Origin of the sequence: Enterobacter sp. BWH64, assembly GCF_001037645.1 — a bacterium.
In the GTDB taxonomy this organism is placed as follows: domain Bacteria; phylum Pseudomonadota; class Gammaproteobacteria; order Enterobacterales; family Enterobacteriaceae; genus Enterobacter; species Enterobacter hormaechei_C.
Window position 1 is genome coordinate 3,576,229 of sequence record NZ_KQ089922.1, and the last position, 26,131, is coordinate 3,602,359.

Consider the following 26,131-nt stretch of genomic DNA (forward strand, 5'->3'; position numbering starts at 1 on the left):
AGATCTAAATAATAGGCTACTCCACTTTTTATAAGACCATTTAAACATTGAAATCATTCGCTGTTTTGTGTCTAATTTCTTTAGGCAAGTATAGTTACATCTTATCTCTACCTTCAATTCCCTTCAATGCATTAGCCGGTAAACTTTGAAACATAGCATCAATCTCTTTATGCCGTGTAATCTGTTCTGAGACGATAACATTGAGCAGCTTAAATAGACCATGGGCTAACCGAGGGTCATCATCAAGGCTAATCTCCCCGGGATGGACAGCCTGATTGCCAACAATTCGACATATATCAGCCGCTTTCTATACTAACGGGGGTAATCTTTTTGCAACAAGTGACTTTATATCTTCATTTATATTTTTACTTGGCTCACCTAAATGGATCATCAGTTTCTATTCGGTTTAGATGTTATGGCAGAGGAGTCAATGATACTCAGGCCATCCATGCGTCCCCCTAAAGGTTACATCCTCAAAAGTGCCATATCCATGGCATAAGTACGATAATTTACAGTCAGGATTCCCAGTGAAGGCCATCGATTACATAAGAAACTGAGGATAGAGGGAACGTATGTAAATAACGTTTAGTAATCCCGCCACTCTTTTCATGACCAACTGTCTGCTGAAGGTGCAGAATATTTTTCACCCAACCAGCCATGGCAGCAGAGCAGACGCTGTGACGGATGGAGTGTAATAAACGCCGCTGCCCGTAATCATCCACATATGGGATACCAAGTTGATCACGCAGATCAGCGAACACTTTGCCGATTTTCGTCATGTTCGTACCTGCTACTTCTGAAAAAATCCGATCTTTCCACTGGCTATCAACATACTCCATAAAACCCCATTCGATTAACTTAGGGTGGATGACTACCTGCCTGGTAGCGTTCTCAGTTTTCCCCTGCCCTCCTTCGGCAATCAGGAAATAGTAACGCTGGCTATCTTCGTCGAATTTGATTTGTGACTTTTCCAGTTTGGCAATCTCGCCTCTTCTGGCTCCGGTATATGCAAGCAGCAATGTGATCCATTTTTGCCAGTTGTCAGGCTGCTTAAGCGCCCACCCTACAAATTTTTTCATCTCCGCTGTGCTGTATGCACCAAATCTCGCTTTCGATGGTGCAGCCACTACGCCATCAGTTGGCGACTTAGATAAAATGTCTTTGCTTTCCGTGAGGAAGGTTTTGAACAGTGATTTATACAGCTTGAGATGCTTATGGATGGCCTCAACGCCTACCAGTTGATCCGGTGGAACATCATCGCACTCAATCAGTTGCTGAATCGACATTGAGCGGTAAGGCTGAACAACACGCTTTGGAAGGTTTTCAACGAGTTCCATCACCTGTTTAATGTCCTGTTTACTAATCGCCGCTACATCAGTTTCCCCTCCTAAGACCGTTAACAGCACTTCCATGTAGCGCTCATTTGCCATTGAGATCGATTTCGTCCAGTTGCGTCCCTTTTCGTCTTTGTACATCGTCCACGCATCCGAGAGAGTTAGCACTTTTTCCGGTTCGGCTGGCGATTGAGATTCCACGATTTCAATAGGAGGAGCTATCTGCTGGTGGGCCAAAAATGGATTTCTCGCAGCCTTGCGTTCTGACGCAATCAGATTAGACAAAAATAATTCAAACACGAGGAGCGGCGTAGCTAATGATTGAACAAAAGGAATGTGTGGCGTAACGCCAATCATCAAAGCAGATGCTTCACGATAGCTGTCAGTGAGGAGAGATTTCTTATACATCTTGCCATTTGAAAGCCGGATTTGCAGGTAGTAGTTGCCGTTTCGCTGAAACGTATATGGAAGAGTTTTGTACCCCATGAATACACCCTTTTTGTACCTCAAGTGCATTACGCACCGACAAAAAGAGAGTCAATCTCATGATAAGTAGGCCGAATTTCGGCCCCCTACGCTGGCATTATCCAGATCAGGTAATACGGGTATTTCTCAGCCTTCACAAAGAAGGGCACCCCGAGTCAAATTACTTATAAAACAGCTACTTACGAAATAGCAATTCGTAGTCATGTAGTGTAACCGGGGGGTAACCCGGGTGCAAGGGGTTTTGGGCTGTCCGTTAATCCCCTGTAACGAACAATAAACGACAAGATATTAACTACCCTCTATATGTATACATTATTGTTTAGTTAATTATCCCGCCAGATTTGTTAAGAACACATGAAAAATATTATTTACTCACTGTGCTGAGAAATATTATTTTTATCCATAATGACGCACCGGGAGTGCTTTTATAAGACAGCCCACCTTCTTTCGTATGAAATAAACCCACATATTAATGTAAACATTTATTTTGCAGAATTTTATCTCTGTCAAACACTTAATTTAACTCTCTCATTTACCACCTCATTTTCACCTTAATGTTTACATTAATAACAACCGCAAAATGACTTTTACGCCGTCGGAACTATTCATAATATTTATGACTTAGATCAACATCATTGGTTTGCGTTTAATTGATAGTTTACTCGCGTTACTAAATAAGATTTAGACAACGTTCACCCGTTTTTTAAATCCACAAAACAAAGCGATTCAGCTTCAGTATTTTTCGACAATTAATGATGTGAGCTTTTCAAATGAAATCTATGAATAAAACCTTTATTGCTATTTTTGTAATGGGCGTTGTCTTAGCGGGTACAATGAGCCAGGCTGAAGCCGCGAATACGGTTTGGGACGATCGGCAAATCACTAATATTGTAAATGACCATCAGGATCAGATTACACAAAACAACGCTGATAGCATTAACCGTGATATCGCAACGGATAACCGCTTAACGCAGGTTAATGACGACCTTCAGTCCACAAAACCAGGCGTGTTAGTCGTGGATAAAATGGCTAACGACGCACATCAGAAAGCGTTGCTTGTCGATACCGCCAGTCTGAAAAGTGAGACGGCCCTACAGGGTGTAGCGACTAACGGCACAGCCATTATCAACCTTCAACACGTCGATAATATTCAGGATAGCCGCCTTACTGCTCTCGAAAATGCACCTAAACCCATCAACGGTACAGATGGAGCGAAAGGTGATAAAGGGTGATACTGGCGCACAAGGCATTGCGGGAAGAAATGGGCGCGACGGTGTAGACGGTCATAACGGTAAAGATGGTGTGACAACCACCATAACACAACGATAGCTGGATACGGCTACCCAGGCGAAGGTCGCTAAAAATAGCCTGGCTGTTACCGCCGCCACGCAGGATCTGCAAGCCACCAGGCAGACATTACTGGCAATGAATACTAACACCAGCCAGCAATTTAAATCTCTGCGTGATGAAGTGGACAATAATAAGAAGCAGGCCAATGCCGGTATTTCAGGGGCGATGGCGGGTTTGCCACAAGTGCAAACCAATCAACGCGTCATGTTCTCTGCTGGCGGCGCGACTTACAACGGCGAGAGCGCGCTTGCTGTCGGTGCATCCGTTAACTTTAATTCCCATGTCATCGCGAAAGTGAGCTTCTCAGATGATACCGCGAATAATATGGGCGCTTCGGTTGGGATTGGAATGGGCTTTTAAAGCGTAAAACAATCATCGGGACAAATATAAAGCCTCATTTTAGCGGATGAGCATTTCGTTGATACAAAAAGATGTCTAAATATATTTTTATTTCGGTAGCCCTGTATCTGATGCTGATTTCGGTCGGGATCTGGATCGGCGTGATGTATGTCTCCTGGTATTTGTGTCGTTTTTAAGGCGGTAAAATGAAAAAAGTAATGATGTTCGTTATAGGTACTGCGGTGCTTGCAGGTTGTGTCTCGCCTGCGCACGCCATAAACGCCCATTATCGCGCTCAATTAGAGCGTTCGGGATGCACGCAAATGAGCGCTGGCGATGGCTCTTGTGATATCAGCAAAACCAAAGCGGAAAACGCGGCACAACACGAACCAGCGACATCCATTCACGATCCCCTGCGTGAAGCCTCGTTCTCGTCGGACACGGTTAACGCCACGCTTTCTAACGGCTTTTTTAGCGCCACCGTTAACGGCAAGAAAGCCAGCGTTAAACGCCTGAATGCGAATTTCTATGAGATCCGTGGTAATGGTTTTGTGATATCGCTAAGCCTGGATGAAAACGGTATTACGGACGCGTCGTGGAATAAAACGAAGGGACGCGAACACGGTATTTTACGCGTTAGCCAGAAATAAACAGCGTAAGGAGGCTCACTGCCTCCTTTTCACCTGACAATCGCACGATTTGTCACACTCTTTTGTCTGATTTTACAATGCGGATAAATCATACGTAAGCTACTGTTTTTATTTAGCATAAAGTGCAATCTCCCCCATACAAACGGCGTTCTTCCCTGCCCTGTGCCCTGTGTCACAAAACAGTAAGCAAATTAACCATTGAGCCCGGTGACAAAAGGCTCTATATTGGCGGCGTTTTTTTCAGGCCCCATCTGTTTTTTAACTTTTTATTCAATCGTTGCTCATAACGAAGCGGCGGTTGTAGGAGTGATATGATGACGGATAAAGTCCGTATTGACACCGTAGATGCCCACAAAAGCAACGAAACCTATCTGGCCCGTCAGGCCGAATTTGAATCTAACGTCAGGAGTTATCCGCGCAAATTGCCTTTAGCGATTACGAAAGCAGAAGGCGTGTGGATCACCGATGCAGATAATAAAGAATACCTTGACTGTTTAGCAGGCGCAGGCACCCTCGCGCTTGGACACAATCATCCTGATGTGCTGAAAAGCATCCAAAATGTCATTACCAGCGGCTTGCCGTTACATACCCTGGATCTGACCACGCCGTTGAAAGACGCGTTTTCAGAATACCTGCTCTCTCTGTTGCCTGGTCAGGGCAAAGAGTACTGCCTGCAATTCACTGGCCCGTCCGGGGCTGACGCCGTTGAAGCGGCGCTGAAGCTGGCGAAAAAAGTGACCGGTCGTAGCGGTATCATCAGTTTCTCTGGTGGTTACCACGGTATGACCCACGGCGCACTGTCCGTCACCGGCAACCTGTCTCCGAAAGAAGCGGTTGACGGTATGATGCCAGAAGTCCAGTTCATGCCTTACCCACACGAGTACCGTTGCCCACTGGGTATCGGTGGTGAAGCGGGCGTGAAGGCGCTGACCTACTACTTCGAAAATCTGATTAACGACGTCGAAAGCGGCGTGCGTAAACCTGCCGCGGTGATCCTCGAAGCCGTTCAGGGTGAAGGTGGCGTGAACCCGGCGCCTGTTGAGTGGTTGCAGCGCATCCGTAAAGTCACTCAGGAACACGGTATCCTGCTGATCCTCGACGAAGTCCAGGCTGGCTTTGCCCGTACCGGTAAATTCTTTGCCTTCGAACACGCTGGCATTGAGCCAGACATCATCGTGATGTCTAAAGCAGTCGGTGGCGGTCTGCCGCTGGCCGTGCTCGGTATCAAAAAGCAGTTCGATGCATGGGCGCCAGGTCACCATACCGGTACTTTCCGCGGCAACCAGCTGGCGATGGCTACCGGTCTGACCACGCTGAAGATCCTGAAAGACCAGAACATCGCGGGCAAAGTAGCTGCACAGGGCGAATGGCTGAAAGGCCAGCTGAAAGAGATGGCGAAACGCTATCCGGTGATCGGCCACGTTCGCGGTCTGGGCATGATGATCGGTATTGAAATCGTTAAGCCACATGAAGCCGCCGATCACATGGGTTGCTTCCCGGGCGATGGCGAGCTGTCTGCACTGATCCAGAAGAAATGCTTCGAAGCCGGCCTGATTCTGGAGCGTGGCGGCCGTAACGGTATCGTTCTGCGTCTGCTGCCTTCTCTGCTGATCAGCGATGACGAGCTGAAAGTCTTCCTGGATAAATTCGAGCAGGCACTGCTTGCTGCGGGCGTTAGCCCGGCGTAACCGGAGTTGTTGAATACGATGTCTGATTCAAACCCAATTTTGTTCTCCTCTGCGCAGAGCATTGAAGCTTACCAGCAGGCGATTGAACAAAGCACTCAGGCTGTGATGCAGTGGCTGAAACAGCCTGAGATGTACCAGGGCAAAACGGTCGCGGAGCTGCGCGACCGTATTAAGCTGGATTTCAACCCGAAAGGGCTGGGCAACGAAGCGGCGATCGAACGCGCCGTGGAGTTCTTCCTGAAAGACAGTTTGTCCGTTCATCACCCGCAGTGCGTGGCGCACCTGCACTGCCCAAGCCTGGTGGTTAGCCAGGCGGCGGAAGTGCTGATCAACGCCACTAACCAGAGTATGGACTCCTGGGATCAAAGCCCGTCCGCAACCATCATTGAGATCAAACTGATCGAATGGCTGCGTACCCGCGTGGGTTATCAGGCTGGCGACGCAGGCGTCTTCACCAGCGGCGGCACCCAGAGTAACCTGATGGGGCTGATGCTGGCGCGTGACGCGTTCTTTGCGCGTCAGGGCCACTCGGTTCAGCAGGACGGTCTGACAGGCGATCTGCGTAAGATCCGCGTGCTGTGTTCGGAAAATGCCCACTTCTCCGTGCAGAAAAACATGGCGCTGATGGGTCTGGGCTACCAGTCCGTGGTGCAGGTGAAAACTGACGAATTCTCCCGCATGGATCTCACCGATCTGGCGGCGAAAATCGAACAGTGCAACGCGAACGGCGAGCAGATCCTGGCGATTGTGGCCACGGCCGGTACGACCGATGCGGGTGCTATCGATCCGCTGCGTGCTATTGCTGAGCTGGCTGCGAAACAGAATATCTGGGTGCACGTTGATGCGGCCTGGGGCGGCGCGCTGCTGATGTCTGAGCAGTATCGTCACTACCTGGACGGTATCGAGCTGGTGGATTCCGTCACCCTGGACTTCCACAAGCAGTTCTTCCAGACCATCAGCTGCGGTGCGTTCCTGCTGAAAGAAGCGCGTCACTATGAACTGATGCGCTATCAGGCGGCCTATCTGAACTCTGAGTTCGATGAAGAAGCGGGTGTACCTAACCTGGTCTCCAAATCTCTGCAAACCACGCGCCGTTTCGACGCGCTGAAACTGTGGATGAGCCTGGAAGCGCTGGGTCAGGAGCAATACGCGGCAATCATCGATCACGGCGTGACGCTGGCACAGCAGGTTGCGGCTTACGTGAAAGAGCAGTCTGCTCTGGAACTGGTGATGCAACCCCAGCTGGCAAGCGTGCTGTTCCGATTCCGTCCGCAGGCGCAGATGGATGACGCCGGTATTGCCCTGCTGAACCAGAAAATTGGCGATGCGCTGCTGGAGTCTGGTCGTGCAAACGTCGGTGTGACCGAGCATAACGGTATCACCTGCCTGAAGCTGACCCTGCTGAACCCAACCGTGACGCTGGAGGACGTAAAAATCCTGCTGTCTCTGGTTGAGCGTACCGCGCAGGAAGTGATGGCGAAGTAATGCTTACCCCTCTCCCACCCGGGAGAGGGATTGTTTTTCCCGCGCTAACGCCTTTCCCCTTTTTTCCTCGAAGCATAACCGTATTCATACTGGCTGTACCCCGAGCTGTAATACAGCGCTGCGGATTTAACAATATCGTTGAGGATTGTGCCGCTGACCTTCACGCCAACGTGCTGTAACCGTTTAACGGTATTCTCCATCTCTTTCACGCTGGTTTTATCGAAACGGGCAACCATTAGCGTTGTTCCGGCTGCTCTGGCGACCAGCGCGGCATCGGTGACGGCCAGGACCGGCGGAGTATCAATGATGACAATGTCATATTGCTCGTTAACCCAGGACATGACGGAAAGGAATCTTTCGCTTAACAGCAATTCTAACGGGCGCAGGGGGTCCGGGCCGCAGGTGATGACGTCAATTCCCCCTTTTTCAGCATGCTGAATGACCTCCGCTAAGTCGCGTTTTCCTTCGAGCAGGCAGGACAATCCGTGGCGGTTCTCCAGACCAAAAATATTATGAACATAGCCCTGGCGCATATCCGCATCAATAAACAGCACCCGCTGACCGCTCTGCCCGGCGATGGCCGCCAGATTCGTCGCCACCAGCGTTTTTCCGCAGTCCTGCGTGGGGCCAGAAATCATCACAATGCGGTTCTCAGCCTCCATCATGGTGAAATGCAGACTGGTGCGCAGCCCGCGTACTGCTTCAACAAACATATCAGCAGGGCGATCGACGGGCAGGAAAGGCACATCCGAGGTTTTGTGTTTCCAGCGACGAGAAAACGGATTTTTTCTGCGCAACTGCGTTTTACTCCACAGCCACTGTGAACGTGGCAACGTAGCCAGAACCGGCATCCCCTGCGCTTCCAGCTGTTCGGAAAGCGTGATCCCACGTTTGAACGCCTGACGTACCAGCACGGTCCCCATTGAGAGCATTAGCCCGAACAGCGCGCCAAGAACGATGATTAACGCTTTACGCGGCTTTATCGGGTCCGGCAGCGTAACAGCCTCATCAATGATCCTCACGTTTCCGACAGCGCTGGAGCGGGAAATATTCAGCTCCTGCTGGCGCGTCAATAGCTGTAAATAAATCGTGCGACCCGACTCAACATCGCGGCTCAGGCGTAAAATCTCCTGCTGCGTGGAGGGCATAGCTGACACACGGTTATTGAGACGCTCCCGTTCCCGCTCAAGGGTCTGTCTCTTTTCATGCAATGCACGATAGGTAGGGTGACTTTTTTTAAAGAGCTGGGAGATCTCTGCCTCCCGGAACGTCAGCTCATTTAGCTGATTCTCAACGTTAACAACCTGATCCAGGACAGATTTTGCCTCCAGAGACAGGTCCACCGAGTCGCGCTGCGCCCGGTAGGCATTCAGCCGCGCTTCTGCCTGATCAAGGTCCGCGCTGATTTTCGGCAACTGCTCCTGTAAAAAATCCAGACTACGAGAATCCTGAGCCTCCTGGCGCGCGATATTTTGCTGGAGATAATTTTCAGCAATTGCATTCAGCACCCGGGCGATGCTGTCAGGGTCTTCGCCCGTCAGGGTTAAGGTAACGATACCGCTCTGTTTCTCCGATTCTGCAACCGTGAGACGCTTCTTCAGCGCGTTGATCGTCTCAAGCCGCGTCAACGACTTAAGCGAAAATTGCGTGCCTGGCTCAGCCTCAATCGACGTCACCAGCAGAACGATCCCTTGCGTAACCAGCGTTTTCCCAACCTGACCGTCGGCCTCAATGTTTTCGCCCGTCAGGTGATATTTTCCCGCTTCCTGTACGGTCAGCGTGAGCTCTTGCGCTTTGCCTTCCACCTGCGGGATCTGGAGTTCGCCTAACGTGATTTTGCCCTGCTCACGCCCTTGCAGACGCTGCCAGAGACGCCCCACCACAGGCAAAACGCGCTGCTTTGCCTGCTGTGTCAGAGCTAATTTGTCAACGGTCTCGCCGAGGATCATGCGGGATTTCAGCAGTAAAATTTCAGGGGCAACATCCGGCGACACATCGGTGCCCAGCTGGCTCAAACCTTTGAGCAGGTTGTTATCCTGTTTGTTTTCAATTTGCACCATGGCATCCGCCTGATAAACAGGTGGCGCAATCCAGGCATAGAGACCGGCGCACAGGATGAACAGGAACGTCACGCACAGAATCATCGTGCGGTGGTCGATCATCTCGACGAGCAAACGAACGAGATCGACTTCATGTTGTTGGGGTGCCGCTGCACCATAATTGTCTGTTGTGTAAGACGACATTAATGCTTCATTCCTTTCTGACCTAAACGACGTGCCCATTCCTGACTGGCTTTACCCAATAGCCCAAACACATATTCAAACGCTTCCCGGCTTTGACGGTAGGGATCGGGGATCTCCTGCGGCTCCAGCCATTGCCCAAAAAGCAGCGACTTTCCTCGAATCTCCGGCGCCATGGCCGCAATGAAGCGAAGATGTTCCGGCTCCATAACCAGGATAAGATCGGATCCCTGCATCAAATTGCGTGTCAGCCTGCGCGCCACATGACCGTCGAGGGAAATCCCATGCCGCCAGGCTACGTCCTGGGCGCTGTCATCCGCCGGGCACCCTTCAAGCCCGAATATGCCCGCCGAGGCGATATATCTGTCGGGCAAGTGCTGGCGTAAAAGCCGCTCCCCAATCGGAGAACGGCAGACATTTCCGGTGCAAACCACGAGTATTGATTTGAACATTATTGCGGCCACGATCTGATGTAACGAACCGTTTCGGTAAGGTCATGCACCCCGCTGATGGTCGGAACAAGCTGTGATATCACGCGATTCCAGCGGGACAGTGGTGCAGTGGTGACATAGACAATGTCATAGGGCTCAAGCTGAAACTCGGTGCCTAACACCATGGCTGATGCGTCCTGAGCATTGAGCTGGTAGAGGTTGGCAATTTTTTCTGAACGCTCGCTTTTCGGCAGCGAACGAATGACAAAAATTCCGGTGGCATCGGCCATATTCTGGTTCAGCCCACCGGCATTGCCCAGCGCTTCGGCCAGGGTCATGCCGCTGCGATCCATTTTCAGCGTGCTCTGTTTAACGACCTCGCCCATGACGAACACTTTCAGCGCATCGTTACGGGGGACAAACAGAATATCGCCGGGATAGAGCAGCTTATTTTGCGTGAGATCGCCATGCTGCATCAGCGCATATAGCGAGAGGCGCGTGTCCTTCCCATTATGCGTCAGCACGACATTGCGCCAGTCCGCGTCGGCAGAGAGCCCCCCAGCGGCGTTCACGGCATCCATGACCGTTAACGGGATATTGGTAATAGCCTGCTGCCCTGACTTCACCACCTCGCCCGTCACATAGGCTTTTTGTGAGCGAAAAGAGGCGACGCTGACATCCACCTGCGGGCTTTCAATAACATTGTTCAGCCGGGCCGTGATCTCCTCGCGTACCCGTGCGACCGTTTTGCCAGCCACCGGCAATTTACCGACATAGGGATAGAAAAGCGTGCCGTCGGCATTGACCCAGTTACCGGTGTCACTGGCGCTACGATACTGCCCTGCCGGGGTTGTCAGTTCAGGGTGATCCCAGACGGTGACGGTTAGAATATCCCCAATGCCGATACGGTATTCCCAGTTTTTGACCTGTTCATCCAGATTAGGATTTGCCTGAGATTTCAAAACCGATGGCCGCAATTTTTCAATTAACGAAGGCGTAAGAGGATAAACATCAATCCGTTTCTCAAGACGATCATTTGCATCTTCTGCGGCAATTATCTTTTTCCCAGCGAGATCGAGATGCTGGCCAGGATAAAATACGCAGCCAGATAAGGGGGTAATAATTAAAAATAATATCGATACAACTGTTGTGTTTTTCATTTATTACATAATATCTTTTATAGTAGTGATTATCGTATACAGGATAAAACATTAACATTTCACTCAAGCACAACTTGCTGTTATTCAATGAATTAACAGAAATACAAAGAGTATTTATAAAACCACACGACATTCCTTTGGGCAGACTTTACAGCCCTGCATTGTCTTAATCAGGCTTTCGGAAAGAGGGTTTCAGGCAATCTTAAATGTTCTATTTGTTGAATGCATGCCTGAATCTTAGTAAATTTGCCTTGAAAATGTTTTTTCAGAATTAATTAATAAACCAATAATTATGTTATCTGTATAAGCTCATATTTATTCGTCGAAGTAATAATTAATGACGGTTGCGACTACACAAAACCGTGCACTTTTGTTACATTTTTTGCAAACTCACCCTGTGAGGATACTTAAAATGAACTGTCTGCCATCCGTTAGCGGATCTGCACACAAAAAGTATCAGTAACGATATGACTGGAGAAAAAATGGCTAAGCGTAAATTGTTGCTTCTGGGTGTATTACTGTCACTGGCGGGGGCCGCGCACGCTGCACCGCAAACATCGACAGCGCCTTCCGGCATCAAGGCCTATGAAGAGCAAGAGTTTATTGCCGATTTTACGAAGTTTAAAATCGGCGACACCGCGCCCGCGCAGTATCAGACGCCTGAGTACACCATCAAACAGTACCAGCTGCGTAACCTTCCCGCGCCCGATGCCGGCACACACTGGACCTACATGGGTGAGAATTATGTTCTGATTGGCGATGCCGATGGCAAAATCTACAAAGCCTATAACGGAGATATTTTCTATCACCGCTGATACGATCCTAATCCGTCCGTGGCAGGAGAGCGATCGCCCTTTCCTGCGCACGCTCTTCCTTCACGCCCGACGTGAAGCCTGGCCGTGGATGGACAGTTCTGCGTGGCAGCTTGAAGATTTTGACGCGGCAACCCTGGACGAAGGGATTTGGGTGGCGGAGCAGGATGGGCACCGACTTGGCTTTGCCTCAGTCTCGACGAACGATAATTTTTTGCACAACCTGTTTGTCGATCCGAACTATCAGAGCCTGGGCGTCGGACATGTGTTGCTTGAACACGTGCAGAAGACGTTTACCAGCACGGGTTCACTCAAGTGTCTGGTGAAGAATGAGCGGGCGGTTGCGTTTTACCAGCGCCACGGCTGGCACATTGAGGCGACGGGAGATTCTCCGGACGGAGAGTATTATTTGATGCACTATCGGCTTGGGTAAAGTCAGGTGGCGCTACGCTTACCTGACCTACAAAATCGAGGTAGGCCGGGTAAGGCGAAGCCGCCACCCGGCACTAACGCGCAGAGGCGTTACACCGCGCGGAAGGCGATTTCACCCGGAATGACTTCGCCCTGCCAGTAAAGCTGCGCCGCAACGCGCCCCGCCAGCTGACGATAGATTTCCGTGAATTCGCTATCCGGACGGCTGACCACCGTTGGCTTACCGCTATCCAGATCTTCACGCAGTGTGATATGCAGCGGCAGTTGCCCCAGCAGTTGCGTGTGGTATTGCGCCGCCAGCTTTTCGGCGCCACCGGTACCAAAGATAGGCTCATGGTGCCCGCAGTTGCTGCAAATATGCATGCTCATGTTCTCGACGATACCCAGTACCGGCACCTCTACCTTCTCGAACATGACGATACCTTTTTTGGCGTCGATCAGCGCGATATCCTGCGGCGTGGTGACCACGACGGCGCCGGTGACCGGGATGTTCTGCGCCAGCGTCAGCTGGATATCACCTGTGCCCGGCGGCATGTCCAGTACCAGATAATCGAGGTCAGGCCACATTGTCTCCTGCAACATTTGCAGCAGCGCCTTGCTGGCCATCGGGCCACGCCAGACCATTGCGTTATCGTCCGTGACCAGGTAACCAATGGAGTTGGTCGCCAGACCGTGCGCCACGATTGGCGCCATGTGGGTGCCGTCCGGCGAAGTTGGACGCTGGTTTTCCGCCCCCAGCATGTTTGGAATGGACGGGCCGTAGATATCCGCATCCAGAATGCCGACTTTCGCCCCTTCAGCCGCCAGCGCAAGCGCCAGGTTCACGGCGGTCGACGATTTACCCACCCCGCCCTTGCCCGAGCTGACGGCGATGATGTTCTTCACGCCGTTAACGCCCGGCTGATTTTTCACGCGCTTGAGCGTGGCGATGCTGTGGCTTAGCTTCCAGTCAATTGCTTTTGCGCCGGTAATGCGCAGCAGCTCAGAGCTGGTTTGCTCTTTCAGAGCATCAAAGGCGCTGGTCCAGACGAACGGCATCTGAAGCTCAATGTGCAGCGTATCGTCCAGCCATGCGACGTGATGAAGCGCTTTCAGCGTCGTGAGATTGTGCTTCAGGGTTGGATGCTGAAAATTAGCCAGCGTCCCGGCGACCATTGCTCGTAAGGCTTCCGGTGATTTGGCCTGGGATTGAGAACTCATCCCGACTCCTTTGTTCTTGTGAATAAGACCTTAGACAAACAAGTTTACCTGAAAGGCCGCGGTTTGTGCTTACTTAATAATGCCCCTTTTGGTAATATCGAAAACCCTTTTCACAGTTAAAAGAAGTAATGCCTACTATGACTCAAGTCGCGAAAAAAATTCTGGTAACGTGCGCCCTGCCGTACGCCAACGGCTCAATCCACCTCGGCCACATGCTGGAGCATATCCAGGCTGATGTCTGGGTCCGTTACCAGCGAATGCGCGGCCACGAGGTGAACTTCATCTGTGCGGACGATGCCCACGGCACGCCGATCATGCTGAAAGCGCAGCAGCTGGGCATTTCCCCGGAACAGATGATCGCCGAAATGAGTCAGGAGCATCAGACCGATTTTGCTGGCTTTGACATCAGCTATGACAACTATCACTCCACGCACAGCGACGAAAACCGCGAGCTGTCAGAGCTGATCTACACCCGTCTGAAAGAGAACGGTTTCATTAAAAACCGCACCATCTCTCAGCTGTACGATCCGGAAAAAGGCATGTTCCTGCCGGACCGTTTCGTCAAAGGCACCTGTCCGAAATGTAAATCCCCGGATCAGTACGGCGATAACTGCGAAGTGTGCGGCGCGACCTACAGCCCGACCGAGCTTATCGAACCGAAATCCGTGGTTTCCGGCGCGACGCCGGTGATGCGTGACTCCGAGCACTTCTTCTTCGACCTGCCGTCGTTCAGCGAAATGCTGAAGGCGTGGACCCGCAGCGGTGCATTGCAGGAGCAGGTCGCGAACAAAATGCAGGAGTGGTTCGAATCCGGTCTGCAACAGTGGGATATCTCCCGCGATGCGCCCTACTTTGGCTTCGAAATCCCGAACGCGCCGGGAAAATATTTTTACGTCTGGCTGGATGCGCCGATTGGCTACATGGGGTCGTTCAAGAATCTGTGTGACAAGCGCGGCGACACCGTCAGCTTCGACGAATACTGGAAGAAAGATTCCGATGCCGAGCTGTATCACTTCATCGGTAAAGACATCGTTTACTTCCACAGCCTGTTCTGGCCAGCAATGCTGGAAGGCAGCAACTTCCGCAAGCCGACCAACCTGTTCGTACATGGCTACGTAACGGTGAACGGCGCGAAGATGTCTAAATCTCGCGGGACGTTTATTAAGGCCAGCACCTGGCTGAACCACTTCGACGCGGACAGCCTGCGCTACTACTACACCGCGAAGCTCTCTTCCCGCATCGACGATATCGACCTGAATCTGGAAGATTTCGTGCAGCGCGTGAACGCGGACATCGTCAACAAGGTGGTGAACCTGGCGTCCCGTAACGCAGGTTTTATCGCCAAACGCTTTGACGGCGTGCTCTCTGCGGAACTGGCCGATCCTGAGCTGTATAAAACCTTCACCGACGCCGCCGCTGCGGTTGGCGAAGCCTGGGAAAGCCGTGAATTCGGTAAAGCCATTCGCGAAATCATGGCGCTGGCAGACGTGGCCAACCGCTATGTCGACGAGCAGGCGCCGTGGGTGGTGGCGAAACAGGAAGGCCGCGACGCCGACTTGCAGGCGATCTGCACCATGGGTCTGAACATGTTCCGCGTGCTGATGACCTGGCTCAAGCCGGTTCTGCCGCAGCTGGCAGCCCGCGCGGAAGCATTCCTGAACACCGAACTGACCTGGGATGCCATCCAGCAGCCGCTGCTCGGCCACAAGGTGAACACCTTCAAGGCGCTGTATAACCGCATCGAGATGAAGCAGGTTGACGCGCTGGTGGAAGCATCCAAAGAAGAGGTGAAAGCGGCCGCCGCACCGGTGACCGGCCCGCTGGCGGACGATCCGATTCAGGAGACCATCACCTTTGATGATTTCGCCAAAGTCGACCTGCGCGTGGCGCTGATCGAAAACGCGGAGTTCGTGGAAGGTTCTGACAAACTGCTGCGTCTGACCCTGGATCTGGGCGGCGAGAAGCGTAACGTCTTCTCCGGCATTCGTTCCGCGTATCCCGATCCGCAGGTGCTGATTGGTCGTCAGACCGTGATGGTGGCAAACCTGGCGCCGCGCAAAATGCGCTTCGGCATCTCTGAGGGGATGGTGATGGCCGCAGGCCCGGGCGGGAAAGATATCTTCCTGTTAAGCCCTGACGAAGGCGCGAAGCCGGGTCAGCAGGTGAAGTAATAAAAAAGCCGGATGAGAATCCGGCTTTTTTTTGCCCGGCGGCGCTACGCTTGCACGGGCCTACGGGTTTTGTAGGCCGGGTCAGGCGAAGCCGCCATCCGGCTAAAATCACCCCTTCTGGTTATGCACCCGCTGCGTCAACCCACGCAGGAAATAACGCAGAAACTGATCCCCACACTCGCGGTAATTCTTATGATCCGGCGCGCGCATCATGGCGGTGATTTCCGGCATCGACACGCGAAATTTCTGCTCGGTCATGATCGCCAGAATGTCGTCAGTTTTCAGGGAGAAAGCAATACGCAGCTTTTTCAGCACCGTGTTGTTATTCACCCGACGCTCCAGCGCCAGCTCAGGCGCAGATTCATCTTTGCCGCGCTTGTCGTAGATCAGGCCATTCAGAAAGCCCGACAGAATAATGTCCGGGCAGCGAACAAAACCCTCTTCATCTTCTTTAGTCATCCAGGTGTCGAACCCGGCGGACGTGGATTCCATGTCGGAGAGCGCAAGAATGCGCACCATGTCATTATTGTTCGCTTTCAGGGTGTAGCGCAGGCTACGAAGAATATCGTTACTTAGCATAGAGCCTTCGAATGTCGATGATGCAATGGCGCGCAGTGTACCAGTTTTACAGCCCTATCGCCTCTTTCAAACTTTTCAGGTAGCGACGACTGACGGGAACGGTTTGCCCGGCACGTAACACCAGCTCGGCCTGGCCGTTATCTTCCAGACGGATCTCTTTCAGGTGCGCCATGTTCACCAGATACTGACGATGGCAGCGGATTAGCGGCGTGCGGCTCTCCAGCGTGCGCAGGGTCAGCTCGGTAAAGCCTTCGTTACCTTCAGCGCTGGTGACGTATACCCCGCTCAGACGGCTGCTGACAAAGGCAACGTCGTCCATTTGCAGGAGGTAAATCCGGCTGTGCCCGGTACAGGGTATAAACTTCAGGGGCTGCTGATGCTCCGGCAGCAGCGTCACGTCCTGCACGGTACGCTCCTGATGCAGGCGGGTCAGGGTCTTTTCAAGCCGTTTCTCTTCAATCGGCTTCAGCAGATAATCAAATGCGTGCTCTTCAAACGCCTTTACCGCGTACTCATCAAAGGCCGTCAGAAAGACGATATAGGGACGGTGCTCCGGGTCGAGCATGCCGACCATCTCCAGCCCGCTGATGCGCGGCATCTGAATATCGAGGAACAGCACGTCCGGGCGCAGTTTATGCACCGCACCGATGCCTTCAATCGCATTGGCACATTCCCCCACAACCTCGATATCACTCTGCTCCTGCAACAGAACACGCAGGTTTTCCCGTGCTAACGGCTCATCATCGACAATCAGCACTCTTAACATGCGTTCTCCTCCAGCGGCAATCGTAAGGTAATTCGGGTATAGCGGTCTGGCTCACAGGCGACGGTGATACCGCAGTCGTCACCAAAATGCGCGCGCAGGCGTTTATCCACCAGGCTCATGCCCAGACCGCCTGACGCGGAAGCTTCATACAGCCCCGCGTTGTCTTCAATATCCAGCACCAGATGGCGGTTAAAACGGGAAGCGGAAATCATAATCTCTCCACTTCCCAGCAGCTGCGACGTCCCATGCTTAATGGCATTTTCTACAATCGGTTGCAGGGTAAAGGCCGGAAGATGCTGATACGCCAGATCGTCCGGGACGGATAACGACACCTGTAAACGTGACTGGAAGCGCGCTTTTTCAATTTGCAGATAGGCGTTTACATGCTCAATCTCGTCCGCGAGGGTGACGATCTCCGAGGGTCGCTTCAGATTTTTGCGGAAAAAGGTCGAGAGAAATTGCACCAGCTGCGCGGCCTGATCGCTGTCGCGGCGGATCACCGCCTTCAGCGTGTTGAGCGCGTTAAACAGGAAATGCGGGTTCACCTGAGCGTGCAGGAGCTTAATTTCTGACTGCGTCAGCAGCGCTTTTTGCCGTTCATACTGCCCCGCCAGGATTTGCGCCGAAAGCAGCTGGGCGATCCCCTCCCCCAGCGTGCGGTTGATGGAGCTGAACAGGCGGTTTTTGGCTTCGTAAAGCTTAATAGTGCCCATGACGCGCTGGTTTTCACCCCGCAGGGGAATGACCAGCGTAGAGCCGAGTTTGCACTGCGGATGCAGGGAACAGCGGTACGGCACTTCATTTCCGTCGGCATACACCACTTCACCCGTTTCAATAGCGCGCAGGGTATAGGCCGAGGAGATCGGTTTGCCCGGCAGATGGTGGTCGTCGCCGGTACCGGTAAACGCCAGCAGCTTCTCGCGATCGGTAATCGCCACGGCTCCGATATCCAGCTCTTTATACAGCACCTGCGCCACCTTCATACTGTTCTCCTCGTTGAATCCCTGCCGCAGGATCCCTTCCGTCGACGCCGCAACTTTTAAGGCGGTGGCAGAAAATGCCGAGGTGTATTTTTCGAACATGGCGCGTTTGTCGAGCAGAATGCGCATAAACAGCGCCGCACCTACGGTATTGGTGACCATCATCGGTGCGGCAATGCTGCTGACCAGATGTAACGCATCGTCAAACGGGCGCGCGATCAGCAGGATGATCGCCATCTGCGCCATTTCCGCCACGAAGGTAATCGCCCCTGCGGTAAAGGGACTGAACACTTTATCCGGGCGACCGCGCTTAATCATATAGCTGTGGACGAGACCACCGAGCAGCCCTTCGACGATGGTGGAGATCATGCAGCTCAGCGCCGTCATACCGCCCATCGAATAGCGGTGCAGGCCGCCGGTTAACCCCACCAGACCGCCGACAACCGGGCCTCCGAGCAGCCCGCCCATTACCGCGCCGATGGCGCGCGTATTGGCGATGGAATCTTCGATATGGAGACCAAACCAGGTCCCCATAATGCAGAATATGGAAAATACGACGTAGCAGAGGAATTTGTGCGGCAGACGGACGGTGACCTGCATCAGCGGGATAAACAGGCGCGTTTTGCTCATCAACCAGGCGATGACAAGGAACACGCACATCTGCTGAAGCAACAGCAGCACCAGATTAAACTCGTACATACTCACAAACCGCACATTCTAAAAACGCGTAACATACACTGATAGCGGTTAACTTTCTTTGAAACGTGCCAAAAAAGCGATAAATCGTGTCCGCCATCACACCTTTTGCCGGAGATAACCTGTCTTTCGTATAATTTGTACAAAAAAGAATCAAATCTTCCTGGTTCCGCAAAGTGGGTCTACAGTTAAGCTGGGGACGCGCAAGCCTGGGGGCGAAAATGGCGCTTTACACAATAGGTGAAGTGGCACTCCTGTGTGATATCAATCCCGTTACGCTACGGGCGTGGCAGCGACGGTATGGATTGCTTAAGCCGCAAAGAACGGACGGGGGGCACCGCCTGTTTAACGATGCGGATATTGACCGGATCCGCGAGATCAAAAGCTGGATCGACAATGGCGTACAGGTCGGCAAGGTAAAATCGCTTCTGAGCCAGGACGATCCAGATACGCAGCTTCTCTGGCGCGAGCAGCAGGAAACGCTGCTGAGGCTGTTGCAGAGTGGCAATTTGCAGCGTCTGCGCGGCTGGATCAAAGAACAGGGTCGAGACTACCCGGCGCAAACCTTGATCACCCATCTTTTTATTCCCCTACGGCGTCGGCTTCAGTGTCAGCAAACCACCTTACAGGCACTGCTCAGCATGCTTGATGGCGTGCTGATTAACTATATTTCCGTCTGTCTTGCCTCAGCGCGGAATAAAAACAGCAAAGATGCGCTGGTGATCGGCTGGAACGTACACGATACCACCCGACTGTGGCTCGAAGCCTGGATTGCCACCCAGCAGGGCTGGCGCGTTGACGTGCTTGCCCACTCCCTGGCCCAGCTCAGGCCGGAACTGTTTGAGGGACAGACGCTGCTGGTCTGGTGCGGCGAAGTCCCCTCCGCTTCCCAGCAGCAGCTCCTGACGGAATGGCGCGAACATGGTTATCCCGTTTACTCGCTGGGGCCAAATGCGTCGTAACGGCATTTAATGGTTCATTAACAGCTGCGCTTCACCGTATAATTGTTCCGTTAACAACAGGAGCACATGATGAAGGCAACGAAACTGGCCGTAATTACCCTCTTTGCACTGATGGCCATCAGCGGTATCGGTGGCGTTATGCTTGCAGGTTATTCATTTATTGTTCGCGGCGGTGTTGGCTGAGGTATCCGGCCAGGCGTTCAAACAGGCGATCCACCACAATCGCCGCCAGCGCAACCAGAACCGCCCCCTGAATAATGTAAGCCGTATTAAACCCGCTTAACCCGATAATGATCGGCGTTCCCAGCGTATTGGCTCCGACCGTCGAGGCGATGGTTGCCGTACCAATGTTGATAATCACGGACGTTCGCACGCCGGCGATAATCACCGGTGCGGCCAGCGGCAGTTCGACCTTCACCAGCCGCTGCCAGGCGCTCATCCCCATCCCTTCCGCTACGCTCAGCACCGATGCAGGCACCGCCGCAATCCCCGCCAGCGTCCCTTGCAGAATGGGCAACACGCCGTACAAAATCAGCGCAATGATGGCAGGCTCCTGCCCAAAACCGATCGCCGGCACGGCAATCGCCAGCACGGCCACCGGCGGGAAAGTCTGCCCCGTTGCGGCGATGGTCTCCACCAGCGGACGAAACTCCCTGCCCGCGGGTCTCGTCACCGCAATCCCGGCGCCTGTGCCCAGCACGATGGCAATCACGCTTGACACCGCCACCAGCCAGAAGTGCGCCAGGGTGAGATTAACAAAGCTCTCCTGCTGGTACACCGGGCGCGGCAGCCCGGGGATAAGCGCATTAAACAGCGCCGCGCTGTGCGGCATCAGGTAGAGTAAGGCGATAAACAGCCCTGTCAGCCAGAGTAACGGATCACGGACCCACTTCACGCGTCACCTCCCCCGCCAGCAGATCGCGAAAATGGATCGTCCCACATGGCGTCCCCTGCCCGTCCGCAACGGGTAACACCTCGCACTGCCGGGCGACAAACGCCGACAGGGCATCGCGCAGGCTCATCCCATCGTGCAGCGGTTCACCACCGATTTGCGCATCCTGCGGACGCAGATAGTCCCTGACGGTGCGCAGCGAGAGCAGCCTGACGCCCAGCTCGCTGCGGCCAAAAAATTCACGCACAAAATCATTCGCCGGCGAGGTTAACAGCTCAAGCGGCGTACCCTGCTGGACGACTTCGCCGTGATCCATCAGTATCAGACGATCGGCCAGCCGCAGCGCTTCGTCGATATCATGCGTCACCAGCACGATGGTGCGCCCTAGAATACGGTGGATGCGACTCATCTCCGCCTGAAGTGCGCCGCGGGTGACCGGATCCAGCGCGCCGAAGGGCTCATCCATCAGCAGCACCTGCGGGTTAGCGGCCAGCGCGCGCGCCACCCCGACCCGCTGCTGCTGTCCGCCGGAAAGCTGGTGCGGATAGCGGTCGCGAAGCGACGCGTCCAGGCCCAGCAGCGCCATCAGCTCGTCGACACGCTCATTGATCTTCCCCCGGGACCATTTTTCCAGCTGTAGCACGGTGGCAATGTTCTGGGCCACCGTCCAGTGGGGAAACAGGCCGATGGACTGAATGGCGTAGCCCATACGCCGCCGCAGTTCCAGCACCGGCAGGCTGCGGATCTCCTCTCCGGCAAAGCGAATCGTCCCGCTGTCATGTTCCACCAGCCGGTTGATCATCTTCAGCGTCGTCGATTTTCCCGACCCCGACGTCCCGATCAATACCGAGAACGCCCCCTCGGCAAAATGCAGATTGAGGTGGCTTGCCGCCGGACGGCCCGCAAAGGTTTTACTCACATCATGAAATTCAATCATTGGCTCTTCTCCTGAGCAGCGCGAGCCACAGGGCAAACAATGCATCCAGTACGACCGCCAGCGCAATCGTGGGCACAACGCCCAGCAGCACCAGATCCAGCGCGCTGCTCAGCAGCCCCTGGAACACCAGTGCCCCAAAGCCGCCCGCCCCGATCAGCGCGGCAATCACCGCCATCCCCACGGTTTGCACCGTCACCACCCGCAGGCTGCGAACCAGCAGCGGAAGCGCAAGCGGCAGCTGTATTTTCCAGAAACACTGGCGCGCACTCATCCCCATCGCATGGGCGCTTTCCAGCACGTCAGGCGGAACCTGGCTTAACCCCGCCACCACGCCGCGCACCAGCGGCAGCAGCGCATACAGCACAAGGGCGATAAGGGCAGGCGTCAGCCCGGTTCCGGCAATGCCTGCCGCGGCCAACGCAGGGAAGGATTTCACCAGACCGGCCAGGGGGGCAATCAGCAGGCCAAACAGGGCAACGGAGGGGATGGTCTGAATAACGTTGAGCACGGTAAAGACGGCCCCCTGGCGGCTGGGATGCCGGTAGCACCCGATGCCCAGCGGCACGCCCAGCAGCAGCGCCGGGATCAGCGTCCCGAACAGGATCGTCAGATGTTGCGCCAGCGCGTTGTCAAACACCTCCTGGCGGTTGGCGTACTCTTTTAACAGCGAGAGTTGATTCAGATCGCCGCTGAAGAGGATCAGCAGAGGGATAACCCAGAATTGCGCGTTCAGCAGCCAGCGCCAGACGGGTAGCGGCGTGAGACGGCGAATGGCATCGCTACAGACCAGCAGACAAAGTGCCAGCCACAGCCACAGCCCGCTGCCAATCGACGTGCGCGCCAGTGGGCTTTCAACCGAGGCCATCTGCGTTGCCGCCTGTCCCGCGTTCCAGAACAGCACGATAAACAGTGCTTCGCTGAGCAGAAGCGTCAGCCAAAGGGCGGCTCGCCCTGGCCAGAAGGCTAAGGCTACAGTACTCGCCAGCGCCGCGCCCAGCAGTAGCGGCGTAAATGACCAGATCTGCCAGAGCGCGCGCGGTTCGCCCGACACCAGACGGTTTGGCGCGACATTTACAAAGGGTAACGCGACCGCCGCAATGGCCACACAGGCCAACAGCAGCAGGACGCGGTTATGACATTTTATTGGCACAGCCTTGTCCCGTTACTTCACAAGCCCTTGTTGTTTCAGGAAGTCGGCAGCCACCTTTTTGGCATCCAGCCCCTCAACGGCAATGCTGGCATTCAGCTGTTGCAGCGTTTTCGCATCCAGTTTTTCAAACACCGGTTTGAGCCATTCCGCAATATCCGGGTAGGCTTTCAGCACCGCCTCGCGCACGACCGGGGTTGGGGCGTAAATGGGCTGAACGCCTTTCGGGTCGGTCAGGGTTTGCAGACCAAGCGCCGCGACCGGGCCGTCGGTGCCGTAGGCCATCGCCGCGTTGACGCCGGAGGTTTGCTGCGCCGCCGCCTTAATGGTCACCGCCGTGTCGCCGCCCGCCAGCGAGAGCAACTGGGACTGATCGAGCTTGAAATCATAGGCTTTTTCAAACGCTGGCAGGGCATCAGCGCGCTCGATAAACTCTGCCGAGGCCGCGAGCTTAAACTCGCCCTTCTCTTTCAGGTAGCGGCTGAGATCGTCAAGCGAGGTGAGCTTGCCTTTCTCGGCAATATCTTTACGCACCGCGATGGTCCAGGTGTTGTTGGCCGGTGCCGGCGTAAGCCAGACCAGCTTATTTTTTTCCGCGTCCAGCTTTTTGACTTTTTCGTACCCGGCTTTGGCATTTTTCCAGGCCGGATCGTTTTCATCCTTGAAGAAGAATGCCCCGTTGCCGGTGTATTCCGGGTAGATATCCAGCTCGCCGGACGTGATGGCACCGCGCACGACAGGCGTGGTGCCAAGCTGTACTTTATTGACCGTTTTCACGCCGTGGCTTTCGAGTACCTGCAAAATGATATTGCCGAGCAACGCGCCCTCGGTATCAATTTTGGAACCCACCTTAACCGGCTCTGCGGCCTGTAGCGGCAGGCTTAGCGCCGCCAGAAGCACCGCCGATCCTGTTATCCCCTTAATAATCGTCATTCTGCTTTCCTCATTATTTTGTGGCCTTTTTCATAGGCTTGAGACAAAAGCGTAGCTTAAAACAGCGAATTTAACCGTTTTTCGTACAAGATGAGAGGCATCCCCCGCCAGGCGGGGGATGGGGAGGAAGGTAAGATTATTGCAGCTCGAATTCGGCTTTGTTCACGCGGGCGGAATCCACGCCAATGAAGACGCTGAATTTGCCAGGCTCGGCATCGTATTTCATCTGCTGATTCCAGAACTTCAGCGCATTCACGTCAATCGGGAAGCTGACCGTTCTGGTTTCGCCCGGTTTCAGGTTGACCTTCTCGAAGCCGCGCAGCTGTTTCACCGGACGGCTCATGGAGGCCGTGACATCCTGAATGTACATCTGGATCACCGTCGCGCCTTCGCGTTTGCCGCTGTTGGTCACCTCCACGCTGGCGGTCACTTTGCCGTCATGCTTCATCGTAGGCGCTGACATTTTCACGTCAGAGACCTTAAAGGTGGTGTAGCTCAGGCCATAGCCAAACGGATACAGCGGGCCGTTCGCCTCATCGAAATAACGAGACGTGTACTTGTTCGGCTTGTCGGCGTTATACGGACGACCGGTGTTCAGGTGGCTGTAGTAAACCGGGATCTGCCCGACGGAGCGCGGGAAGGACATCGGCAGCTTGCCGGACGGGTTGTAATCGCCAAACAGCACGTCGGCAATGGCGTTACCGCCTTCGGTACCGGCGAACCAGGTTTCCAGAATGGCGTCAGCCTGCTGGTCTTCTTTCACCAGCGCCAGCGGACGCCCGTTCATCAGCACCAGCACCAGCGGCTTGCCGGTGGCTTTCAGGGCCGCGATCAGATCGCGCTGGCTTTGCGGGATAGTGATGTCGGTCCGGCTGGAGGCTTCGTGCGCCATCCCCTGCGCTTCACCCACCACCGCGACCACCACGTCGGACTGCTTCGCGGCGTTCACCGCTTCGTCGATCATCTCTTTCGGCGTGCGCGGATCCACCTTCACCGCTTCCTCATACTGGTTGAGGAAGGTCACGATGTCTTTATCGTTGGTGACGTTCGCGCCTTTGGCGTAAACCACTTTTGCATTATCACCCACGGCGCTCTTAATGCCGGTCAGCACGGTAACGGACTGATCCGCCACGCCTGCGGCGGACCAGCTGCCCATGACGTCACGCTTGCTGTCGGCCAGCGGACCGACCACGGCAATGGTGCCGGATTTTTTCAGCGGCAGCGTGTCGAGACGGTTTTTCAGCAGCACCAGGCTTTCGCGCGCTACTTCCCGGGCTTCTTTACGGTGCAGACGGCTTTCGGCGTTGGTGTCCGCCGGGTCTGAATCCTTCGGCCCCAGATGGCTGTAAGGATCGTTAAACAGCCCCATGTCATATTTCACGTTCAGCACGTGGCGAGCGGCGTCGTCCAGCTCTGCCATCGTCACTTTGCCGCTCTTCACCAGCCCCGGCAGGTATTTGCTGTAGTACTCGTCGCTCATGCTCATGTTGATGCCGGACTTGAGCGCCACGCGTACCGCGTCTTCCGGATCGGACGCCGTGCCGTGTTTAATCAGCTCTTTAATCGCGCCGTGGTCAGAGACGGTAATGCCCTTAAAGCCCCACTGGTCGCGCAACACGTCTTTCAGCAGCCACGAATCGGAGGTGGCAGGCGTGCCGTTGAGAGAGTTCAGCGCTACCATCACCGCGCCGCTCCCCGCGTCCAGCCCTGCCTTGTATGGCGGCATGTAGTCGTTAAACAGGCGCTGTGGGCTCATGTCGACGGTGTTGTACTCTTTACCGCCCTCCACCGCGCCATAGGCGGCGAAGTGCTTGACGCTGGTCATCACCGAGTAACGATCTGCCGGGCTTTTGCCCTGCATCGCTTCCACCATGGTTTTGCCCATCGTGGCGGTTAAATACGTGTCTTCACCGAAGCCCTCCGAAGCGCGGCCCCAGCGCGGATCGCGGGAGACGTCAACCATCGGCGCCCAGGTCATATTCAGGCCGTCGTCTGCGGCTTCATATGCCGAAACGCGCCCGACGGTTTTCACCGCATCAAGATTAAAAGAGGAGGCTAAGCCGAGGCTAATCGGGAAGACGGTACGCTGGCCGTGCACCACGTCATAAGCGAAGAACAGTGGAATTTTCAGGCGGCTCAGCTCCATCACCTGATCCTGCATCTTGCGGATATCCTGGCGGGTAACGGTGTTAAAAATGGCCCCTACCTGCCCGTCTTTGATCATCTCGCGAATGGCTTCTTTCGGGTTATCCGGACCGACGCTGATCAGGCGCAGCTGGCCGATTTTCTCATCGACCGTCATCTTTTTGAGTAAATCCGTGACAAAGGCGTCGCGGGCTTCGGGCGTGAGCGGGTGATTACCAAACAAATCCTCTGCCTGCGCAGGTTGCTGCGCCAGGCTGACGGCGACACCTACAGAACATAGCCATTTCATGTTGTTATTCTCTCTCATCAATAACCG

General features: G+C 54.2%; 23 protein-coding genes, 1 pseudogene and 1 riboswitch. Of the genes and pseudogenes, 10 read left to right on the top strand and 14 right to left on the bottom strand.

Annotated features, from left to right (window positions below; translation table 11 throughout):
* Positions 1-94: 94 nt before the first annotated feature.
* A pseudogene (locus SK50_RS24210) lies at positions 95-397 on the bottom strand (DUF4145 domain-containing protein); the annotation flags it as partial.
* A 118-nt stretch (positions 398-515) separates the two neighbouring features.
* Positions 516-1,820, bottom strand: a complete 1,305-nt coding sequence (locus tag SK50_RS17075) for a tyrosine-type recombinase/integrase (protein WP_048229746.1) — start codon at positions 1,818-1,820, stop codon at positions 516-518.
* Positions 1,821-1,887: 67 nt separating this feature from the next.
* Positions 1,888-1,983: riboswitch (TPP riboswitch) on the bottom strand.
* Positions 1,984-2,599: 616 nt separating this feature from the next.
* On the opposite strand from SK50_RS17075, the gene SK50_RS17080 reads away from it, so the two are divergent.
* From SK50_RS17080 to SK50_RS17100, 5 genes are all read left to right on the top strand, one after another.
* Positions 2,600-3,052 (top strand): hypothetical protein, encoded by a 453-nt coding sequence (locus tag SK50_RS17080; protein ID WP_032654239.1) that lies wholly within the window; start codon positions 2,600-2,602, stop codon positions 3,050-3,052.
* Positions 3,053-3,245: 193 nt separating this feature from the next.
* Entirely contained in the window at positions 3,246-3,530 is a 285-nt protein-coding gene (locus tag SK50_RS17085) for a YadA C-terminal domain-containing protein (RefSeq protein WP_032654241.1), read from the top strand.
* Positions 3,531-3,715: 185 nt separating this feature from the next.
* Positions 3,716-4,159, top strand: coding sequence for a hypothetical protein (locus SK50_RS17090; RefSeq protein WP_032654244.1), 444 nt, complete (start codon positions 3,716-3,718; stop codon positions 4,157-4,159).
* Between the two features lie 311 nt (positions 4,160-4,470).
* Positions 4,471-5,847 carry a diaminobutyrate--2-oxoglutarate transaminase gene (locus SK50_RS17095; protein WP_015572345.1) on the top strand — a complete coding sequence of 459 codons (1,377 nt, stop codon included), beginning with the start codon at positions 4,471-4,473 and terminating at the stop codon, positions 5,845-5,847.
* Positions 5,848-5,865: 18 nt separating this feature from the next.
* Positions 5,866-7,332, top strand: coding sequence for a pyridoxal phosphate-dependent decarboxylase family protein (locus SK50_RS17100; protein ID WP_023304100.1), 1,467 nt, complete (start codon positions 5,866-5,868; stop codon positions 7,330-7,332).
* Positions 7,333-7,376: 44 nt separating this feature from the next.
* On the opposite strand, the gene SK50_RS17105 is transcribed toward SK50_RS17100, so the two are convergent.
* The 3 genes from SK50_RS17105 to SK50_RS17115 are packed head-to-tail and all read right to left on the bottom strand — an operon-like array spanning position 7,377 to position 11,163.
* Positions 7,377-9,575 (bottom strand): polysaccharide biosynthesis tyrosine autokinase, encoded by a 2,199-nt coding sequence (locus SK50_RS17105; protein ID WP_045343767.1) that lies wholly within the window; start codon positions 9,573-9,575, stop codon positions 7,377-7,379.
* Positions 9,575-10,024 carry an arsenate reductase/protein-tyrosine-phosphatase family protein gene (locus SK50_RS17110; RefSeq protein ID WP_017383364.1) on the bottom strand — a complete coding sequence of 150 codons (450 nt, stop codon included), beginning with the start codon at positions 10,022-10,024 and terminating at the stop codon, positions 9,575-9,577. The genes SK50_RS17105 and SK50_RS17110 overlap by 1 nt, the downstream gene beginning before the upstream one ends.
* Positions 10,024-11,163, bottom strand: a complete 1,140-nt coding sequence (locus SK50_RS17115) for a polysaccharide export protein (RefSeq protein ID WP_045343770.1) — start codon at positions 11,161-11,163, stop codon at positions 10,024-10,026. The genes SK50_RS17110 and SK50_RS17115 overlap by 1 nt, the downstream gene beginning before the upstream one ends.
* Before the next feature lie 482 nt (positions 11,164-11,645).
* Between SK50_RS17115 and SK50_RS17120 the strand changes: the two genes are divergently transcribed.
* Both SK50_RS17120 and SK50_RS17125 read left to right on the top strand, forming a co-directional pair.
* Complete coding sequence (locus SK50_RS17120; protein WP_017383366.1) at positions 11,646-11,978, top strand: RcnB family protein; 333 nt, start codon at positions 11,646-11,648, stop codon at positions 11,976-11,978.
* Positions 11,929-12,408 (top strand): GNAT family N-acetyltransferase, encoded by a 480-nt coding sequence (locus SK50_RS17125; RefSeq protein WP_032619327.1) that lies wholly within the window; start codon positions 11,929-11,931, stop codon positions 12,406-12,408. The genes SK50_RS17120 and SK50_RS17125 overlap by 50 nt, the downstream gene beginning before the upstream one ends.
* A gap of 89 nt (positions 12,409-12,497) precedes the next feature.
* Here SK50_RS17125 and apbC read toward each other — a convergent pair whose 3' ends face one another.
* Entirely contained in the window at positions 12,498-13,607 is a 1,110-nt protein-coding gene (apbC, locus tag SK50_RS17130; protein WP_017383367.1) for an iron-sulfur cluster carrier protein ApbC, read from the bottom strand.
* 137 nt (positions 13,608-13,744) lie between these two features.
* Between apbC and metG the strand changes: the two genes are divergently transcribed.
* The gene (gene metG, locus SK50_RS17135; protein WP_015572338.1) at positions 13,745-15,778 is read left to right on the top strand and encodes a methionine--tRNA ligase; all 2,034 of its coding nucleotides are present in this window, start codon (positions 13,745-13,747) and stop codon (positions 15,776-15,778) included.
* A gap of 108 nt (positions 15,779-15,886) precedes the next feature.
* On the opposite strand, the gene SK50_RS17140 is transcribed toward metG, so the two are convergent.
* Genes SK50_RS17140 through SK50_RS17150 form a run of 3 tightly spaced genes read right to left on the bottom strand, consistent with a single transcriptional unit; the run spans position 15,887 to position 18,802 of the window.
* Positions 15,887-16,357, bottom strand: coding sequence for a YehS family protein (locus SK50_RS17140; protein WP_015572337.1), 471 nt, complete (start codon positions 16,355-16,357; stop codon positions 15,887-15,889).
* Between the two features lie 46 nt (positions 16,358-16,403).
* Positions 16,404-17,123, bottom strand: a complete 720-nt coding sequence (gene btsR / locus SK50_RS17145; protein WP_015572336.1) for a two-component system response regulator BtsR — start codon at positions 17,121-17,123, stop codon at positions 16,404-16,406.
* On the bottom strand, positions 17,117-18,802 hold the full coding sequence (locus SK50_RS17150) for a sensor histidine kinase (RefSeq protein WP_032648895.1): 1,686 nt from the start codon (positions 18,800-18,802) through the stop codon (positions 17,117-17,119). Before SK50_RS17150 ends, btsR begins: the two co-directional genes overlap by 7 nt.
* A 218-nt stretch (positions 18,803-19,020) precedes the next feature.
* Here SK50_RS17150 and mlrA point away from each other — a divergent pair, with 218 nt between their 5' ends.
* Together mlrA and SK50_RS23380 are read left to right on the top strand one after the other, a co-directional pair.
* Positions 19,021-19,761: an HTH-type transcriptional regulator MlrA gene (gene mlrA, locus SK50_RS17155; RefSeq protein ID WP_017693055.1), complete on the top strand. Its 741-nt coding sequence runs from the start codon at positions 19,021-19,023 to the stop codon at positions 19,759-19,761.
* Positions 19,762-19,830: 69 nt separating this feature from the next.
* A complete protein-coding gene (locus tag SK50_RS23380; RefSeq protein ID WP_017383372.1) occupies positions 19,831-19,944 on the top strand; it encodes a protein YohO in 114 nt (37 codons plus the stop codon).
* On the opposite strand, the gene SK50_RS17160 is transcribed toward SK50_RS23380, so the two are convergent.
* The 5 genes from SK50_RS17160 to bglX form a co-directional block, all read right to left on the bottom strand.
* Positions 19,919-20,656, bottom strand: a complete 738-nt coding sequence (locus tag SK50_RS17160) for an ABC transporter permease (protein ID WP_017383373.1) — start codon at positions 20,654-20,656, stop codon at positions 19,919-19,921. The two genes, SK50_RS23380 and SK50_RS17160, sit on opposite strands and share 26 nt — an antisense overlap.
* The gene (locus SK50_RS17165; RefSeq protein ID WP_015572334.1) at positions 20,640-21,590 is read right to left on the bottom strand and encodes an ABC transporter ATP-binding protein; all 951 of its coding nucleotides are present in this window, start codon (positions 21,588-21,590) and stop codon (positions 20,640-20,642) included. The genes SK50_RS17160 and SK50_RS17165 overlap by 17 nt, the downstream gene beginning before the upstream one ends.
* Positions 21,583-22,740, bottom strand: a complete 1,158-nt coding sequence (locus SK50_RS17170) for an ABC transporter permease (protein WP_045343775.1) — start codon at positions 22,738-22,740, stop codon at positions 21,583-21,585. Before SK50_RS17170 ends, SK50_RS17165 begins: the two co-directional genes overlap by 8 nt.
* 12 nt (positions 22,741-22,752) lie before the next feature.
* Entirely contained in the window at positions 22,753-23,670 is a 918-nt protein-coding gene (locus SK50_RS17175) for a glycine betaine ABC transporter substrate-binding protein OsmF (RefSeq protein ID WP_015572333.1), read from the bottom strand.
* A 136-nt stretch (positions 23,671-23,806) separates the two neighbouring features.
* Complete coding sequence (gene bglX, locus SK50_RS17180) at positions 23,807-26,104, bottom strand: beta-glucosidase BglX (RefSeq protein ID WP_048229748.1); 2,298 nt, start codon at positions 26,102-26,104, stop codon at positions 23,807-23,809.
* Positions 26,105-26,131: the final 27 nt, after the last annotated feature.